We start from the raw sequence: 16,597 nt of genomic DNA, 5'->3' as shown, positions 1-16,597 counted from the left end.
ACTTATGAAAAAATTATGTCTCCTAGTTCTTCTTTTTTATTGTACGGAAATAATACAAGCACAACCCAAAGCCCTGTCGAGTAGCGAAATCTATCAACATATTCAAAAACTCAATACAGTTGGAAATGCCATGTATATCGCAGCTCACCCTGACGATGAAAATACGCTTTTGATTGCATGGCTTTCAAAAGAGAAGAAAGTTAGAACAGCCTACATGGCAATGACCAGAGGTGACGGCGGCCAAAATCTAATAGGCTCAGAACAAGGTGAATACGTAGGACTTCTGAGAACTCACGAATTATTGGAAGCCCGAAAAATAGATGGCGGAGAGCAATATTTCTCGAGAGCGGTTGATTTTGGTTTCTCGAAACAAACAGAAGAAGCCTTATCAACTTGGGGGAAAGATAAAATATTAGAGGACTTGGTGTATCAAATAAGGAAATTTCAGCCTGACGTCCTCATTAACCGTTTTCCGCCTGATGCGAGAGCTGGACATGGTCATCACTCGGCTTCAGCGGTTCTTGCAGCCGAGGCATTTGACGCTGCTGCAGACCCAACCAAGTTTCCAGAACAATTAAAAAACGTCAAAGTTTGGCAGGCGAAACGTTTGGTGTGGAACACTTTTAACAGGGGATTTACAAATGCAGAGCCTACGGATGGGCCTTTTATAAAACTTCCATTAGCCGATTACAGTCCACTTTTGGGAAAATCTTACTCAGAAATAGCCGCGGAAGCACGTAGTAAACACCGCAGCCAAGGTTTTGGCTCAGCTCCTACTAGAAACGAACGCTTTGACTTTGCCATAAATATCAAAGGAGAGCCAGCCAAAGAGGATTTATTTGATGGTATAGATTTGACTTGGAGGAGAATTCAAGGCGGAGAACCCATCGGAAAAGCACTTGATGATATTCTCTCGCAATTCGATTTTAAAAGCCCATCAAAAAGTGTTAAGAACCTGATAGAAGTTTATAAGGCAATAGAAAAAACACCTGAATCTATTTACAAAACCAATAAACTTTCGGAATGCCTAAATTTAATTTTGGCTTGCTCAGGAATTTATTGTGAAGCCAATGCGGCCACCAATATGATTTCTCCTGGACAAAGCTTAAAAGTATTTGCCACAGCCGTTAATCGCTCCAACTTGGACGTAAAAATTGAGAACTTCAAAATTTATGGAGCAGCTTCAAAAGATAGTGTTTTGGGCAAATCATTGACCTACAACAAAAGTATAGATTTTGCTGTTGACACAAAAATCCCTGCCACTGCTGGCATTACACAACCTTATTGGCTAAACGAAAAACCAGAAAAGGGTATATATAAAGTACTAGAAGACAAATTCAGAGGGCTACCCATGGCACCAGATGCACTTTGGGCTGAATTTACATTGAATATCTTGGGTGAATCCTTAAAATACACCCATCCCATCAAGTATAAATACACCGAACCGTCCATTGGTGAAATTTACAAGTATTTAGAAATCAGACCAGAAATTATGCTAAACCTTGATCAAAAGGTTTACATTTTTGCCGATAACAAACCAAAAAAAGTGGGAGTAATGGTCAAATCTAACATAGCAAACAATAGCACCAAAGTAAAGCTAAACCTAGCCGCAGGCTGGAACTATGAGCCGAAAGAAATAGAAGTGAATTTCACTGAAAAAAACCAAGAAAAGCCTGTCTTTTTTACGGTTACACCGCCCACAAGCAGTTCTGAAACTGAGATAAAGGCCTTGGCAACTACTGCAAATGGTACTTTTTCAAAATCTTTGAAAAATGTCAAGTATGAACATATTCCTGAACTCAATGTTTTCCCAGAAGCTACTGCAAAAGCCAATAGGATAAACCTCTTGAAAAAAGGTCAGAACATAGCCTACATAGCTGGGGCAGGAGATGAAGTACCTGAATCTCTTAAACAAATCGGATATGATTTGACCAACCTTAACGAAACCACCATCAAAGGAAATCTCGCAAAATATGATGCCATAATTGTAGGAGTAAGGGCTTATAATACCGAAGATTGGTTGGTAAATGCTCAAAATACGCTATTTGAATATGTAAAAAATGGAGGAAATCTCATCGTTCAATACCAAACGCAAGCGTTTTATGGAACCGTGAAAACCAAAGAATTGGGGCCATTCCCCATCTCAATAGGAAGGGGTAGAGTGACAGAAGAAAATGCAGAAATGAAAGTTTTGAGGGCCACAGACCCTATTTTAAATACACCGAACAAAATAGATTCAAAAGATTATGACGGCTGGATACAGGAAAGAGGGCTATATTTTGCAGAAAAATGGTCGGACAAATACACGAGCGTATATAGCATAAAAGACACAGGAGAAACCGAACAAGAAGGCTCATTGTTATATACCAAATATGGCAAAGGCACCTATATCTTTACTGGCCTCTCGTTTTTTCGACAACTTCCTGCTGGAGTACCGGGAGCTTTTAGATTGATGGCCAATTTGATATCATTCAACAAAAAATAGATGAATTGGAGTAGAGAATTCTCTCGAACTGAGGTATTTTTTCTGGTTAGCTTTATCCTGATTTATATAATTTATTTCGGAAGGGTTCTCTATATCTCCAAAAAACTTAAAACTTCGGCAGCTTCATCTTCGTTAAAATTCATTATTCGCAGCATCTATTTGGGACTCATGAGTTTAGCTTTATTGGGGCCCAATTTTGGTGTTACCGAGCTAGAGGCTCGTTCTTCTAGCAAAGATATTTATTTAGCTTTTGACCTTTCGTTGTCTATGAACGCCAACGACGTGGAGCCTTCAAGGTTAGACAAAATAAAAAGTGAAATAACCAACTTGATTGATCAGTTTAGTACCGATAAATTCGGAATAATGGTTTTTAACTCCGTAGCCCAAGTTTACACACCCTTAACTTTTGATCATGCCAATCTCAAAAACAATATTTCTTCATTAAAAACCACACTTTTGTCGAAAGGCTCAACAAGCTTTAATGCAATTTTCGATTTGATGATTGAAAAGTTCGGAATAAACGCTAAAAAAGAAACCCAATCAAAGGTTTGTATCATCATCACCGATGGAGAAAACTTCGGGAATATAGACAATCAGAATTTCGATTTGATAAGGAAAAACAATATCAATTTGTTTATTATTGGTGTTGGTTCGCAAATGGGTGGAAAAATACCTACACTCAATGGCTTTAAAAAAGACAAAAATGGACAAGATGTAGTAAGTGTTTTGGATATCAACCAAATTAACGAAATAGCCAAACAAACTGGAGGACAGTACTTTATTGTTAATAACCAAAGAAACCAAATCAATGATTTGATAGAAAAACTTAATCAGGTTAAAAACAGTACCGACACAATAAATCAACAGACGGTTACGTACAACAAATACATGTACTTCTTGCTTATTGCGTTGATTTTCATCATATTAGATTTTTTATTAACAGTAAATGTGCTGAAGCTATAAATGTATCAATTCATCTATCATATCATCTATTTCCTTATTAACCCTCAATTTTTTACCAATATTGAGCAAAAAAACACTTACAAAAGCGAGTTCAATCTGGCTTTCAGAAAAGGGAATTTTAAAAAATCCATTGCGGTTTTTGAGGAAATAGAAAAAGTAAACAGGCTTATAGAGCCAGAACTCCGATTGGATGCCGCACATGCTTATTTTGTTACGAATGATACATTGAACGCACGAATAAACTACGAGCATATGGAAGATTTGCCCAACGCACTTCAATCTTCACAATCTTGCAATCAATTAGGTGTTTTGGCGATCATCCGTGGTGACAGTTCCGCAGGACTTCGATATTTTAAAAAAGCGATTGAAAAAAACATTGATTTGGAGCAGGCCAGATATAATTATGAGCTGATTAGCAAACTGTACAAGCCGAAGGGTTCGCCACCACCTGAGCAACAAAAAAACAATAAAAATCAGGAAATTAAAGCCTCTGACAAGAAAGAACAAGAACTAGATCAATATACATCGAACAAAATATCCAAGGAAAAAGCACTTCAACTTCTGGAAGATTTAAAAAATTCAGAGGTTAAAATTCTTCTATCTCAAAAAAATAGTAAGCAAAATTTAGAAAAAGATTGGTAATAAAGCCGAAATTTGTAACACAATTTGTGCAAAAGACACAATACCAAGTATAACAAGGGAAATTTTAGACAAAAATGAACAGCATTAAGGAAACCAATTACAATTTTAAGAATCAAAAAGCTTTTTATCGTGGAAAGGTAAGAGACGTATACACCATTGGTAATCATATACTTATGATAGCCTCTGATAGAATATCTGCTTTCGATGTAGTTTTGCCAAGACCGATACCTTACAAAGGACAGGTTTTGAATCAAATAGCCGCCAAAAACCTCGAAGCCACTCGCGAAATTGTACCCAATTGGTTGATAGCAACTCCTGATCCGAATGCTTCATTTGGTCTTAAATGTACGACTTTCCCTGTTGAAATGGTTGTTCGAGGATATTTGGCTGGACATGCTTGGAGAGAATACAAATCAGGAAAGAGGTCTATTTGCGGGGTTACACTACCTGAAGGATTGAAAGAAAACGATAAACTACCAAACCCAATCATAACACCTACCACCAAGGCTCATGAAGGACACGATGAAGATATTTCAAGAGAAAATATTATAGCCCTCGGTCTAGTAGAAGAAGACAAATACATTGCTCTTGAAAAATATGCATTGGCTCTTTTTGCAAAAGGAACCGAAATGGCCCTCCAAAATGGATTAATTCTCGTTGATACCAAATATGAATTTGGAGAAAAAGACGGCACTATTTATTTGATAGATGAAATACATACGCCAGATTCTTCCAGATTTTTTTACAATGCCAATTATCAAGAAAATCAAGATAACAATTTACCTCAAAAGCAATTATCAAAAGAATTTGTAAGAGAATGGCTTATTGCGAATAATTTTCAAGGCAAAGAAGGACAAACTATTCCTGAAATGACCGACGAAAAAATAGAAGAAATCTCTAATCGTTACATAGAATTATATGAAAAAGTAACTGGCGAGAAATTTGTAAAGGATTTGACGGAAGATATCATTCAACGTGTGGAAAACAACGTTAGTAGTTTCTTAAAAAAGATATAATACTATGGCAAACGAGTATAAAAAAAGCGATAGGCTAAACAACCTTAGTTACGCTATCAGAGGGCCTGTTTTCGAAAAAGCTCAGCAGCTAGAGGCTATGGGTCAGAAAATAATCAATCTGAATATCGGCAATCCGGCTCCGTTTGGATTTGACGTGCCTGACGAAATTGTGCACGACATGATCCTGAACCTTCGAAATGCCCAAGGCTATTCGCATCATTTGGGTATATTCCCTGCTCGTAAGGCCATCATGCATTATACCCAACAGATTGGTATAAAAGACGTAAAGATGGAAGACATCTTTGTTGGGAACGGAGTCAGTGAGCTCATTGTGATGTGTATGCAAGCATTGCTCAACGATGGTGACGAAATTCTCATTCCTTCGCCCGACTATCCCCTTTGGACTACCGCTGTGGCACTCTCTGGTGGCAAACCAGTGCATTATATGTGCGATGAGGCTTCAGACTGGAATCCTGATGTGGAAGACATGGCTGCCAAAATAACCTCAAAAACCAAAGCCATCGTAATCATAAACCCCAACAATCCAACTGGGGCAGTATATGAAAAAGACGTCTTGAAAAAAATCGTTGCTTTGGCAGAGAAACATAATCTCATTATCTTCTCTGACGAAATATATGACAAGATTTTGTATGATGGAAATATACACATTCCAGCAGCCACGCTATCCGAAGATGTGTTTTTCATGACTTTCGGAGGACTTTCTAAAAACTACCGTGCTGCAGGATTTAGAGGTGGCTGGGTAATACCAAGTGGAGCAAAAAATAAAGCAAAATCGTTCTTAGAAGGCCTTACTTTATTGGCTTCTATGCGGCTTTGTGCCAATGTGCCTACCCAATACGCCATTCAGACAGCTCTAGGTGGGTATCAATCCATAAACGACTTGGTGGCTGAAGGGGGAAGATTAAAAAAACAAAGAGATTTAATTTATTATAAACTTACCGACATCCCAGGAATTACCTGTGTTAAGCCTAAAGGCTCTCTTTATGTTTTTCCGAAAATAGACATGAAGAAATTTGACATTCAAAACGACGAGCAGTTTGCTTTAGATCTATTGTCAGAGCAAAAAGTATTTGTGGTATCGGGCAAAGGATTCAACTACAACGATGGCCAACACTTTAGAGCAGTATTTTTGCCCGAAGTAGATACATTGGAACTCGCCACAGACAAAATTGCTGAATTTTTAGATAGCAGAAAAATAAAAACCAAAACACTTATAGAAGCCTAATGGATTACCTTTTGCTAATTTCCGGACTTGCCTGTCTTGTTATTGGTTTAGCAGGAGCCATACTTCCATTACCTGGTCCCCCATTAAGTTTTGGAGGACTATTATTGCTGCATTATTCCAAATTTGCAGAGTTTTCAGAAAATACGCTCATTGCTTTTGGTGTAATCACAGTGTTAATTACAGTCATGGATTATTACATTCCTATTTGGGGAACAAAGAAGTTTGGCGGTAGCAAATGGGGAACAATTGGTTCTGCCGTTGGTTTACTCGTCGGTATGTTCCTCGGACCATTTGGACTGTTTATCGGTGCATTTGTTGGTGCATTCATCGGAGAATATCTTTCAAACAAAAATCACAAAGTAGCATTCAAAGCAGCAGTAGGAAGTTTTCTAGGATTAATGGCTGGTATAGTCGCCAAAACCATTCTGTGTATAGTCATGTTGGTTTATTCAATAGTAGAAATTTACCAGTCATTCCAATAAAAAAAGGCCTCTTTCGAGGCCTTTTTCTTACCAAATATTATCAAAATCTTCTGGTTGATACTGATGGTCTCTCGTGTGAAAGACCGTCTTCTCTGAGTCTTTGAGCGAAAGATAATTCTTTCTAGAAAGCAATCTTTGCAAAAGTGCAAAAGGTGTTAGAAATATAAAAAACACCAAAGTCATTAGAATACGGGTATTTATAAAACCTAATACTTCGGCTATTTTCATCCAACCTTTCAGTATCAAATCAGCCACAGCATCAAACATCAGAGAGGAAACACCAATGCCAACTGCTGCATAAAGGAAATAATTCCTTTTAAACTCAAAGAAATACCAGTCATAGTTTCTTTGAAAAATAAAATAAAGAACAAGAAAACCAACAACTATAACTAAAAGTGATTGGAATCTATCTGCAATTTTCATCTATAAAAATATTTATCTCTGCGTGAGAATGAATTAAAACAAGGTGTAAATAAACGGAGCAATAGCAGAACCTCCACCAATAACTATTAGGATACCTACCAAAAGCAAAATAATAATCAAAGGAGCCAACCAAAATTTCTTTCTAGCTGCCATAAAACCCCATAAGTCTTTAATAAAGTCCATATTTTTAATCTTTTATATTAATCTAAAACAAATTCTTCTTTCCAATTGTCCGTGCCTTGCCATTCTGGTTGATCTTTCTTACTGAACAAGAAATTACCTACCACCAAATAGTCCATTTCCGTTCTCATAAAGCACCTGTAAGCATCGTTTGGCGTCATAACAATAGGTTCTCCCCTGACATTGAATGAGGTATTTACAACAACGCCCATTCCTGTTAGCTTCTTAAATTCCTCAATCATTTTGTAATATCGAGGATTGGTATCACTGTGAACAGTCTGAATTCTTGCAGAAAAGTCAATGTGGGTAATTGAAGGCAAATCTGACCTCAAATGATACAATTTATCTCTCAAGTTCATGTCGTCGTATCCTTCTGGCAAAGTTTTCTTGATGGCTTCAGCCACTGGATGTACCAATAACATATAGGGTGAAATACCATCATAATCAAAAAACTGGCTCACATCTTCCGCCAAAACCGAAGGTGCAAACGGCCTGAATGATTCTCTGTACTTGATTTTAAGGTTCAGTTTTTTCTGCATTTCAGCACTTCTTGGATCTCCCAAAATACTTCTTGCTCCCAAAGCTCTTGGACCAAACTCCATTTTGCCTTGTACCCAACCTATTACGTTTTCCTGTGAAATCAATTTAGCCGTTTCTGCTGCCAAATCATCAAAATTCTCAAAATATTGATAGTTGGCCTTGTATTTTTTAGACATCAACTCTACTTCCAAATCAGAAATGGTTGGTCCTAAATACGAACCTTTCATGGCATCCATCTTATAGTCTATCACACGTTCTTGCTTGAAATAGATATAATTCACGGCCAGTGCAGCACCCAAGGCACCGCCCGCATCTCCTGCTGCTGGCTGAATGAATACGTTTTTGAAAACACCTGATTTTTGAAGTTTACCGTTGGAAACACAATTTAGTGCAACCCCACCCGCCAAACATATATTTTCTGAACCCGTAAGTCTTTTTGCTTCTTGAGCCATCAAAACCACCACATCTTCGGTAATTTGCTGAATAGCAAGACCTAGATTACAGTGGTGTTGCTCCAGTTCATCTTCTGGTTTTCTTGTTTTAAATCCAAACAGAGCTTCCCATTTCGGCTCATTCACCATTTTTAAGCCCGTGGCGTAGTCGAAGAAATCTTGATTTAACCAAACAGAACCATCTTCTTTAATACTGATTAAATCCTTCTTGATGATATCGACATACTTTGCGATATCAGGTGAAAGCGGATTTCCATAAGGAGCCAAACCCATCAGTTTGTACTCACCAGAATTAACCCTAAAACCCAAAAAGTAGGTAAATGCCGAATATAATAGTCCTAAGGAATGCGGAAAACGCATCTCCTTTAATATCTTGATTTGGCCTTTTTGACCATGACAAATAGAAACCGTAGCCCACTCTCCTACTCCATCTACAGTAAGAATGGCTGATTCTTCATAAGGCGAAGGATAATAAGCACTCGCTGCATGTGAAAGGTGGTGCTCCGGAAAAAGAAGTTTTGTTTTCTTCTTGTCGTAAGTTCCTATCTGCTCCAATTCCTCATGAATGAGTCTTTTTAGAAACATTTTTTCTTTGATCCAAACCGGAATAGAAGTAATAAATGACCTCAAACCTTTTGGAGCAAAGGCATAGTAAGTTTCTAATAATCTTTCAAATTTCAACAAAGGCTTATCGTAGAAAACGATGGCGTCTAAGTCTTTTAACTCTAAACCACTGTATTCTAAACAAAATTTGATGGCGTTTGAAGGAAAACCAGGATCGTGTTTTTTTCTAGTAAACCTCTCCTCTTGTGCGGCGGCAATTATTTTACCATCTTGAGTTATAGTAGCTGCTGAGTCGTGGTAGAACGCCGAAATGCCAAGAATGTTCATCCTAAATTATGGTCTGTTATATAATGTTCTGCAAATTACGCCATTATTGACTAATAAAAAAAATTTGGGTGTGGTACAACCTAGATTTGATTTTACGGAAAATAGATTTCTGAATAAATTTCTATTAATTTGTCTTTTTGTTATATTTCAAATATCTCATCGTCAAAGATTATATGTCACTAAAATTCGCCTTTTCATTAAAAATTAAGGCTTTAGCCTTCATAGTTATTATTTTATTGATACTTACTCCTGGCATTTCAATTGGGCAAAATACAGAAAAATGGGTCACGAAATTGGATAAAAGTAAGCTTTTGGAAAAGCAAAAACAGACAGTAGTTTTTTCAAAAAACAACGAAAACTTACCGACCATTTTTGTAGACGATTCCAAAAGCTTTCAAACCATAGACGGTTTTGGATATACCTTAACCAGCGGAAGTGCCACTTTAATTAACCAACTTAAAGACAAAAATAAATTGCTTGACGAACTTTTCGGCAAGGCGGAAAACAGCATCGGGGTAAATTATCTTCGCGTAAGCGTGGGGGCATCTGACCTCAGTGACCATGCCTACAGTTATTCTGAAAGCAAAGATTTGAACTTAAAGAATTTTTCTCTGAAAGAAGACGAGAAGGATTTGATACCAGTTTTGAAAGAAATCATAAAAATAAACCCAAAAATTAAAATATTGGCCTCGCCATGGAGTCCGCCAACTTGGATGAAAAGCAATAATAATTCCATGGGTGGCAATCTTTTGCCTGAATTCTATCAGGTTTATGCCAACTATTTGGTGAAATACATCAAAGAAATGAAAAAGCATGGAATCGTGATAGATGCCCTAACCATTCAGAATGAGCCACTTCACCCTGGAAATAATCCGAGTCTTTTGATGTTGCCCTTCGAACAAGCGAATTTCATTAAGCATAATCTCGGGCCAACTTTCCTTAAAAATGACATTAAGACCAAAATCATCATATATGACCACAACGCCGACCGACCAGATTATCCCATTTCGATTTTGAATGACCCAGCCGCAAGAAAATTTATCGATGGCTCGGCTTTTCATTTGTATGGAGGCAATGTGGAGAGTATTGGCGAGGTTCACGAAGCTCATCCTGACAAAAACCTCTATTTCACCGAGCAGTGGATCGGTCACCCATCCAACTTTGGGGGAGATATGGCTTGGCATATAAAAAACTTGATTATTGGAGCCACTAGAAACTGGTGCAAAACGGTGTTGGAATGGAACTTGGCTATAGACCCACAGATGAACCCACATACCGAAGGTGGCTGCACAGCCTGTTTGGGAGCCATCACCATCGACAAAGACAAAATTGAACGAAACGCAGCCTATTACATCATAGGGCATGCCTCCAAGTTTGTACCCACCAACTCCAAAAGAATTGCCTCCAACACTGTTTTAAACCTCCAAAACGTAGCATTCAAAACACCCGAAGGCAAAACGGTTCTGATTGTCATCAATGATTCGGAAAAAAGCCTTGAGTTTTTGATTGGCTCAAAAGGAAAAGTAGCCAAAGAAACGATTGAGGATGGAAGTGTGGTTAGTTATGTTTGGTGAGGGGATGACTGTGTATATAAAAGAAATTAAAATATTTCAGATTCTCCCGCAAAGAAATTTTAGAAGAAATACATATTCCAATATTGGAATCCATTAAAACGTAGAGTTTCCAAATGGAGACACTGCCAGGACTAATCACGAAACCAAAATACCGTAATAATTCCTCTATTCACAGCATTTTTGCAGATACTAAGACTTGAATTCTAAAAATGAAAATTTCAATATTAAATAACTAAGCTCGATTCTAAAATTAAGCAAAAAAAAATTAGCCTCAATCAATGATCGAGGCTAATCCAGCTATCGAGTGAATCTATACTACTTATTACTTATCTTTGATAAGGTTGCCACAATGGGCTAACTCAATATTTTCTTACTATTATTTTATCTCCCACCTCTATGATATTGTTGTTGAGGTTATTGAGCTTATACAATTGATTTACAGACACTTTATAATTGACCGAAATCCGATATAAGGTTTCGCCCTTTTTTACTTCATGTACCAAATAACCCTTTTCATAATTCTTTGGAATGTCTATGGTTTCCATCAGCTCCTCTGAAAATGACTTCTCAGAGGTCACTTTTGTGGTTGGAACTTCCCTAACTACCGTCGTTTGTTCATCTGGAACCGTATTACTTTTTGGTACAATGGTAGTTTCTTCAAATGGCACAACCTGATTCTTAGTCAAAACCTCAGATTTAAATACCTCTTTCGGTTTAGTTTCTGCCAATACTTCAGCCTTTTTAGGTTCTTGAATGGGCTTTTGCTCTACCAATTCCTGTTCCTTTTTGGTTTCTACATACTGAGAAATCAACTCATCGTCAAACTTCAATCTCTCAGGTTTTTCATCCTTATTTTCCAAGGGAAACTCGATGTACTCAATCGGTTTACTTTTCGGACGAGTGGCTTGCATCCAAATCACTCTCCCTTTTTGTAACCTTGCAATTGTTTCCATTCTGTTGTATTTCAACAACTTAGAGAGTTTTACCCCATATTGTTGCGAAATATCCCAGAGCGTTTCATCATTTTTAACAATGTGATGAGGGATGGCCGCTTTGTCGTTCTTCGGTTCAATATAATACACTTGCCCAATTTGCAAAAAGTCCTTATCGGTCATTTCGTTGAACTCCAAAAACTGTTTGTTGCTGATATTGGCTTTATAGGCAAGATTCACAAAATCGTCGCACATTTCAGCTTGAATACCTTTCAGATTGTTGCTGGTGTAAAACATTCCACCAAAACCTTTGCTCAACTCAGGCGTAGGCTTGAGTACCGGAAAGCCTAAATCCATGTTTTGATTTCCGACATTCCTCGACATCTCATCCAGCATCCTTATCTCACTGTATTTGTTGCTTGGAATGTACACCAAAATATTGGCATCTCCCTCAGGCACTCGGTTGACTTTCATCCATAAATTACTCTGCAACAAGTCTTTGGGATTCATTTTGAGGTCTGCAGCTATCAGATTAAGCGATTTACCCGTTGCATTTTTGTATTCATACACAATACTTTGCACCGGATTCTTAAAACTGTTGAACTCCGCCTCCATCACCCACTTAAAGGCCAAAAACTGTATCAAAGAACTATATGAAGGTGAATCAAGGACAATATAATTACCCGACCACTTTCTGTTTGTTTCCAAGGATTTTAAAACTTCTCGACTTGCGATGTGAGCAAAAAGCGTTTTTCCCCAGTTTTCGTAAAGAACTTGATTTCGCTTTAAACACACCATGGCACCTTTTGTGGCCATCAATAAGTGTTTACGCTCATCTATTTTATCGTCAATAATCAAATCGACATCTTTTGCTTTTTCTATATCCAAACACCAGAAAACTCCTTGTTCTAAAGCTACGGTCGAACTCAGGCTTTTTTGGAACTTGTTATAAATACTCAAGTACTTAAAATCACCCGGCACATTGGCGTTTTCAACGATGCTTTCAATGGAGGGAATCACCAAGGAAAGTTTACTTAAATATTCTTTTTTGAGTTCGGAGTTTCGTGAAATAGCAGCTACTTCTTGCGACAATAAATATCGTGTGACATCATTCAACTGAAATGTTACGTCAGCAAACTTTATTTCATAAGGGACTTTACTTTCTCGTGTAGTGTTGGTTTGAGCCAAAGCCACAGAGAAAGTAAAGAACATAAAAAGAAGCAAACTTCTTTTCATTACCTTAAATGATATGTTAAAGAAGGCACGTAAGTTCATTTTTAATTGATTCACTCTTTTAAGTTTAGTATACAATTATACCTATTTTTAAAAGATGAATCAAATTTAATTTATTGAATTTATACTTCCAAATAAATAACCAAAATTTTTTAAAATTTTTATTTTTTCAGTAATAATTGAAACTATAATACAAAAAAAAATAGAGCCGAGGCCCTATTTTCTCCATTTTTTGTAGGTATTGATAAGATTATTGGTCGAAACATCGTGCGTTGACACTTCCGAATCGTCCTGCAATTCAGGATAAATCTTGTTGGCAAGCTGTTTTCCAAGCTCCACTCCCCATTGATCGAATGAGAAAATATTCCAAATAATACCCTGAACAAATATTTTATGCTCATACATAGCCACCAAACTACCCAATACTTTTGGTGTGAGTTTCTTAACAAGAATAGAATTCGTCGGCCTGTTTCCTTTGAAAACTTTAAAAGGAGTTAGAAAATCTATATCCGCTTGACTTTTACCTGCTTTTTTAAATTCAGCTTGTACCTCTTCTTTGGTTTTTCCATTCATCAAAGCCTCTGTTTGAGCAAAAAAGTTAGACATCAACATTTTATGATGCTCGCCAATTGGATTCTGGCTTACTGCTGGAGCTATAAAATCGGCCGGTATAAGCTTGGTTCCTTGGTGAATCAACTGATAGAATGCGTGTTGTCCATTGGTACCTGGCTCACCCCAGATAACTGGTCCTGTTTGATAATTAACCTCATCCCCATTTCTGTCCGTACTTTTTCCGTTGGATTCCATATCTCCTTGTTGAAAATACGCCGCAAAACGGTGCATATATTGGTCATAAGGCAAAATGGCGTGCGACTGAGCATTAAAAAAGTTATTGTACCAAATACCCAATAAGCCAAGAATAACAGGAGCGTTACGTTTCAGAGGAGTATTCTTAAAATGCAAATCCATTTGATGAGCACCATCTAGTAATGCCTCGAAATTAGAAAACCCAATATAACAAGCTATAGAAAGACCTATGGCACTCCAAAGTGAGTAACGACCGCCTACCCAATCCCAAAACTCAAACATATTTTGGGTATCAATACCAAACTCAGAAACTCCTTTGGCGTTCGTAGATATAGCCACAAAATGCTTTTTAACAAATTCAACATCCATAGCAGTTTCCAAAAACCAATTTCTTGCTGAATGTGCATTGGCCATGGTCTCTTGCGTAGTGAATGTCTTGGAGGCAATCATAAACAATGACGTTTCAGGATTCAGTCCTTTCAAAGTCTCTGCAATGTGTGTACCGTCTACATTGGAAACAAAATGTACGTTCAAACCTTTTTTTGCATAAGATTTCAGTGATTCAGTAACCATAACCGGACCCAAATCCGAACCACCAATACCAATATTTACAATGTCTGTTATTTTTTTACCTGTATAACCTTTCCATTCACCCGACCTTACGCTTTCTGAAAAAGCCTTCATTTGAGCTAAAACTCTATTTACATCAGGCATAACGTCTTTTCCATCAACAATTACTGGCGTATTACTTCTGTTTCTAAGAGCAGTGTGCAGCACAGCACGTCCTTCGGTAGCATTTATCGCCTCACCATCAAACATTTTTTGAATAGCATCTCCAAGGTTACACTCCTCAGCAAGTTCATTCAAATACACCATCGTGCGGCCATTGATATTGTTTTTAGAATAATCTAAAAGTATATCCTGAAACTTTAAGGAGAATTTCGTGAAACGTTTTGCATCTTCAGAAAAAAAATCTTTGATGGTAGCTTTAGAAATGGTTTTGTGGTGGTTTTTTAGTTTTTTGAATGACTTGGTCTGATCAAATTTTACGGATGTTAACATAAATTATTTTCTTTGGTAATATTTTAAAATTAAAGTAAAAACTTTTGGAATTTATGGGGTGTACCCATAAATACATTAAAGTCTACATCGGCTTTGATTCCTGGCACCTTACCTGTAGCGGAATGCTGCCAAAGTATAAGATTTTTACAATCGAAATTATTAAGATTTTCGGAAGAATAGTCTGAAATCCAAATGGGATATTCATCGAGCTTTCCTTTTATATATTCTCTAAAAATGGGTTTATTGGTATAAATTATTGGTTTTACACCTAAATATTTTTCTACTGTTTCTAGCCAAATCTTTACATTGTTACTTAGTGCTTTTCTTTCTGCCCTCGTTTTCCCATTTTTTTCAAAGTCCAAAACAGGCACAAAATCACCTTTCTCGTGTTTGGCATTAATAATAAAATTGAGTGCTTGTAATTTAGGGTCGGTGTAGGTGGTGTAAAAATGATATGCTCCTCTAACAAAACCAGCATTTTTTGCAGAAGCCCAATTGGTCTCAAAATTGGCATCTACCAAGTCTGTTCCTTCTGTGGCTTTGATAATTATAAATTTGATGAGATTGTTTTCTACTCTGTCATCATTGATTTTTTTCCAATCTATTAGACCATTGTGCCTTGAAATATCTATTCCATGAATCTGGTATTTAACAGGAATTTCAACACCATACTCCTTGTCAAACTCCCAGCCTTGGCCATCACTCACAAAGTTTGGATACATAACAATCAAACCAATGATTGTACATATATACCAATATCGCCAAGTATGTTTAAAGGTTTTTAACATGTATAGAAAGGCTCGTTTCAAAACAAAGTTACAAAAAGAATATGTAATTGAACATAAAAAAAGCCAGCAAGCTGGCTTTTTTTTACATATAATTTAAGTCATTATTGGGCTTCAGCTTTATAAGCTTCAGCTTATCTAATATTTTAATTATCGGATAAGTCGGGTCAAATTCGTGCCATTTCACCCCAAAATTGGCTCTACCGCCAAACTTATGGTGATTGTTGTGATAGGATTCTCCCATCATCAATACATCCACTGGCAAAAGGTTTTTAGCAGTATCGTCTACCTCGTAATTCCTGTAACCATATTTGTGAGCAAACCAGTTGATGATTACTCCGTGAACTGGTCCCATCAAAAAATGAATAGGTAATAACAAAAACACCCAATAGCTCTCGGCAAAGTAGAAATAGAATAAAGTATATGCTACACCCCAACCAATTCTTGAAACCCAAGTATCTGCTAGTTTTTCCATAAACTCCCAATGAGGAACATTCTTTTTAAATTTCGCCTCTATCGTATCTACCTTGTGAACAATTTCTTGATAATAGTTTTTTGTTTTCCACATCATATCAAACAAGTTTTTCGAAAAACTTGGAGAGTGTGGATCCTGCTCAGTATCTGCAAATGCATGGTGAAGCCTGTGCATAACTCCATAAGCATAAGGACTTAAGAAAGAAGAGCCTTGGAAAATAAATGTCAACCAATAGAAGAGTTTTTCCATTCGTGGACTCATCGTGAACATTTTATGTGCCGCATACCTATGCAAGAAAAAGGTTTGGGCAAAAAGAGATAGGTACCAATGAGAAATAAAGAAAATTAAAATAGCCATCAACAATTATATTAAATTAAAACACAAAAATACTTCTACTCAAATAAGCTAA

Annotated in this window: 14 protein-coding genes; 7 read left to right on the top strand and 7 right to left on the bottom strand. The window is 37.0% G+C overall.

The genetic code is table 11. The annotated features are described in order from the left end of the window. Positions 1–4: 4 nt before the first annotated feature. The 6 genes from EGI24_RS10620 to EGI24_RS10595 all read left to right on the top strand — a co-directional run bounded on the left by EGI24_RS10620 (position 5) and on the right by EGI24_RS10595 (position 6,834). Positions 5–2,485 (top strand): PIG-L family deacetylase, encoded by a 2,481-nt coding sequence (locus EGI24_RS10620; RefSeq protein ID WP_255048368.1) that lies wholly within the window; start codon positions 5–7, stop codon positions 2,483–2,485. Continuing rightward, positions 2,486–3,448 (top strand): VWA domain-containing protein, encoded by a 963-nt coding sequence (locus EGI24_RS10615; RefSeq protein WP_255048367.1) that lies wholly within the window; start codon positions 2,486–2,488, stop codon positions 3,446–3,448. It abuts the gene before it with no gap. Then, a complete protein-coding gene (locus EGI24_RS10610) occupies positions 3,449–4,090 on the top strand; it encodes a hypothetical protein (protein WP_255048366.1) in 642 nt (213 codons plus the stop codon). Positions 4,091–4,164: 74 nt separating this feature from the next. Next, a complete protein-coding gene (locus EGI24_RS10605; RefSeq protein WP_255048365.1) occupies positions 4,165–5,106 on the top strand; it encodes a phosphoribosylaminoimidazolesuccinocarboxamide synthase in 942 nt (313 codons plus the stop codon). Between the two features lie 4 nt (positions 5,107–5,110). Further along, the gene (locus tag EGI24_RS10600) at positions 5,111–6,352 is read left to right on the top strand and encodes a pyridoxal phosphate-dependent aminotransferase (RefSeq protein WP_255048364.1); all 1,242 of its coding nucleotides are present in this window, start codon (positions 5,111–5,113) and stop codon (positions 6,350–6,352) included. Further along, complete coding sequence (locus EGI24_RS10595) at positions 6,352–6,834, top strand: DUF456 domain-containing protein (RefSeq protein ID WP_255048363.1); 483 nt, start codon at positions 6,352–6,354, stop codon at positions 6,832–6,834. The genes EGI24_RS10600 and EGI24_RS10595 overlap by 1 nt, the downstream gene beginning before the upstream one ends. A gap of 27 nt (positions 6,835–6,861) precedes the next feature. Here the strand turns inward: EGI24_RS10595 and EGI24_RS10590 are convergent, their stop codons facing one another. Genes EGI24_RS10590 through EGI24_RS10580 form a run of 3 tightly spaced genes read right to left on the bottom strand, consistent with a single transcriptional unit; the run spans position 6,862 to position 9,320 of the window. Beyond that, a complete protein-coding gene (locus EGI24_RS10590; RefSeq protein ID WP_255048362.1) occupies positions 6,862–7,257 on the bottom strand; it encodes an SxtJ family membrane protein in 396 nt (131 codons plus the stop codon). A gap of 33 nt (positions 7,258–7,290) precedes the next feature. Further along, positions 7,291–7,440, bottom strand: a complete 150-nt coding sequence (locus tag EGI24_RS10585; RefSeq protein WP_255036488.1) for a DUF5989 family protein — start codon at positions 7,438–7,440, stop codon at positions 7,291–7,293. Positions 7,441–7,457: 17 nt separating this feature from the next. Continuing rightward, a complete protein-coding gene (locus EGI24_RS10580; protein WP_255048361.1) occupies positions 7,458–9,320 on the bottom strand; it encodes a carbamoyltransferase in 1,863 nt (620 codons plus the stop codon). 173 nt (positions 9,321–9,493) lie between these two features. On the opposite strand from EGI24_RS10580, the gene EGI24_RS10575 reads away from it, so the two are divergent. Next, positions 9,494–10,894, top strand: a complete 1,401-nt coding sequence (locus EGI24_RS10575; RefSeq protein WP_255048360.1) for a glycoside hydrolase family 30 beta sandwich domain-containing protein — start codon at positions 9,494–9,496, stop codon at positions 10,892–10,894. A 359-nt stretch (positions 10,895–11,253) separates the two neighbouring features. Here EGI24_RS10575 and EGI24_RS10570 read toward each other — a convergent pair whose 3' ends face one another. From EGI24_RS10570 to EGI24_RS10555, 4 genes are all read right to left on the bottom strand, one after another. Beyond that, positions 11,254–13,062, bottom strand: coding sequence for a LysM peptidoglycan-binding domain-containing protein (locus EGI24_RS10570; RefSeq protein WP_255048358.1), 1,809 nt, complete (start codon positions 13,060–13,062; stop codon positions 11,254–11,256). 213 nt (positions 13,063–13,275) lie between these two features. Beyond that, positions 13,276–14,928: a glucose-6-phosphate isomerase gene (pgi, locus tag EGI24_RS10565; protein WP_255048357.1), complete on the bottom strand. Its 1,653-nt coding sequence runs from the start codon at positions 14,926–14,928 to the stop codon at positions 13,276–13,278. 29 nt (positions 14,929–14,957) lie between these two features. Next, positions 14,958–15,716 carry a glycoside hydrolase family 25 protein gene (locus EGI24_RS10560; RefSeq protein ID WP_255048355.1) on the bottom strand — a complete coding sequence of 253 codons (759 nt, stop codon included), beginning with the start codon at positions 15,714–15,716 and terminating at the stop codon, positions 14,958–14,960. 82 nt (positions 15,717–15,798) lie between these two features. Continuing rightward, positions 15,799–16,545, bottom strand: a complete 747-nt coding sequence (locus EGI24_RS10555) for an acyl-CoA desaturase (RefSeq protein ID WP_255048354.1) — start codon at positions 16,543–16,545, stop codon at positions 15,799–15,801. Positions 16,546–16,597: the final 52 nt, after the last annotated feature.

The sequence above is a fragment of the Lacihabitans sp. CS3-21 genome (assembly GCF_024343675.1).
Classification (GTDB): Bacteria; Bacteroidota; Bacteroidia; order Cytophagales; family Spirosomataceae; genus Leadbetterella.
This window is presented reverse-complemented; position numbering and strand designations above follow the sequence as displayed.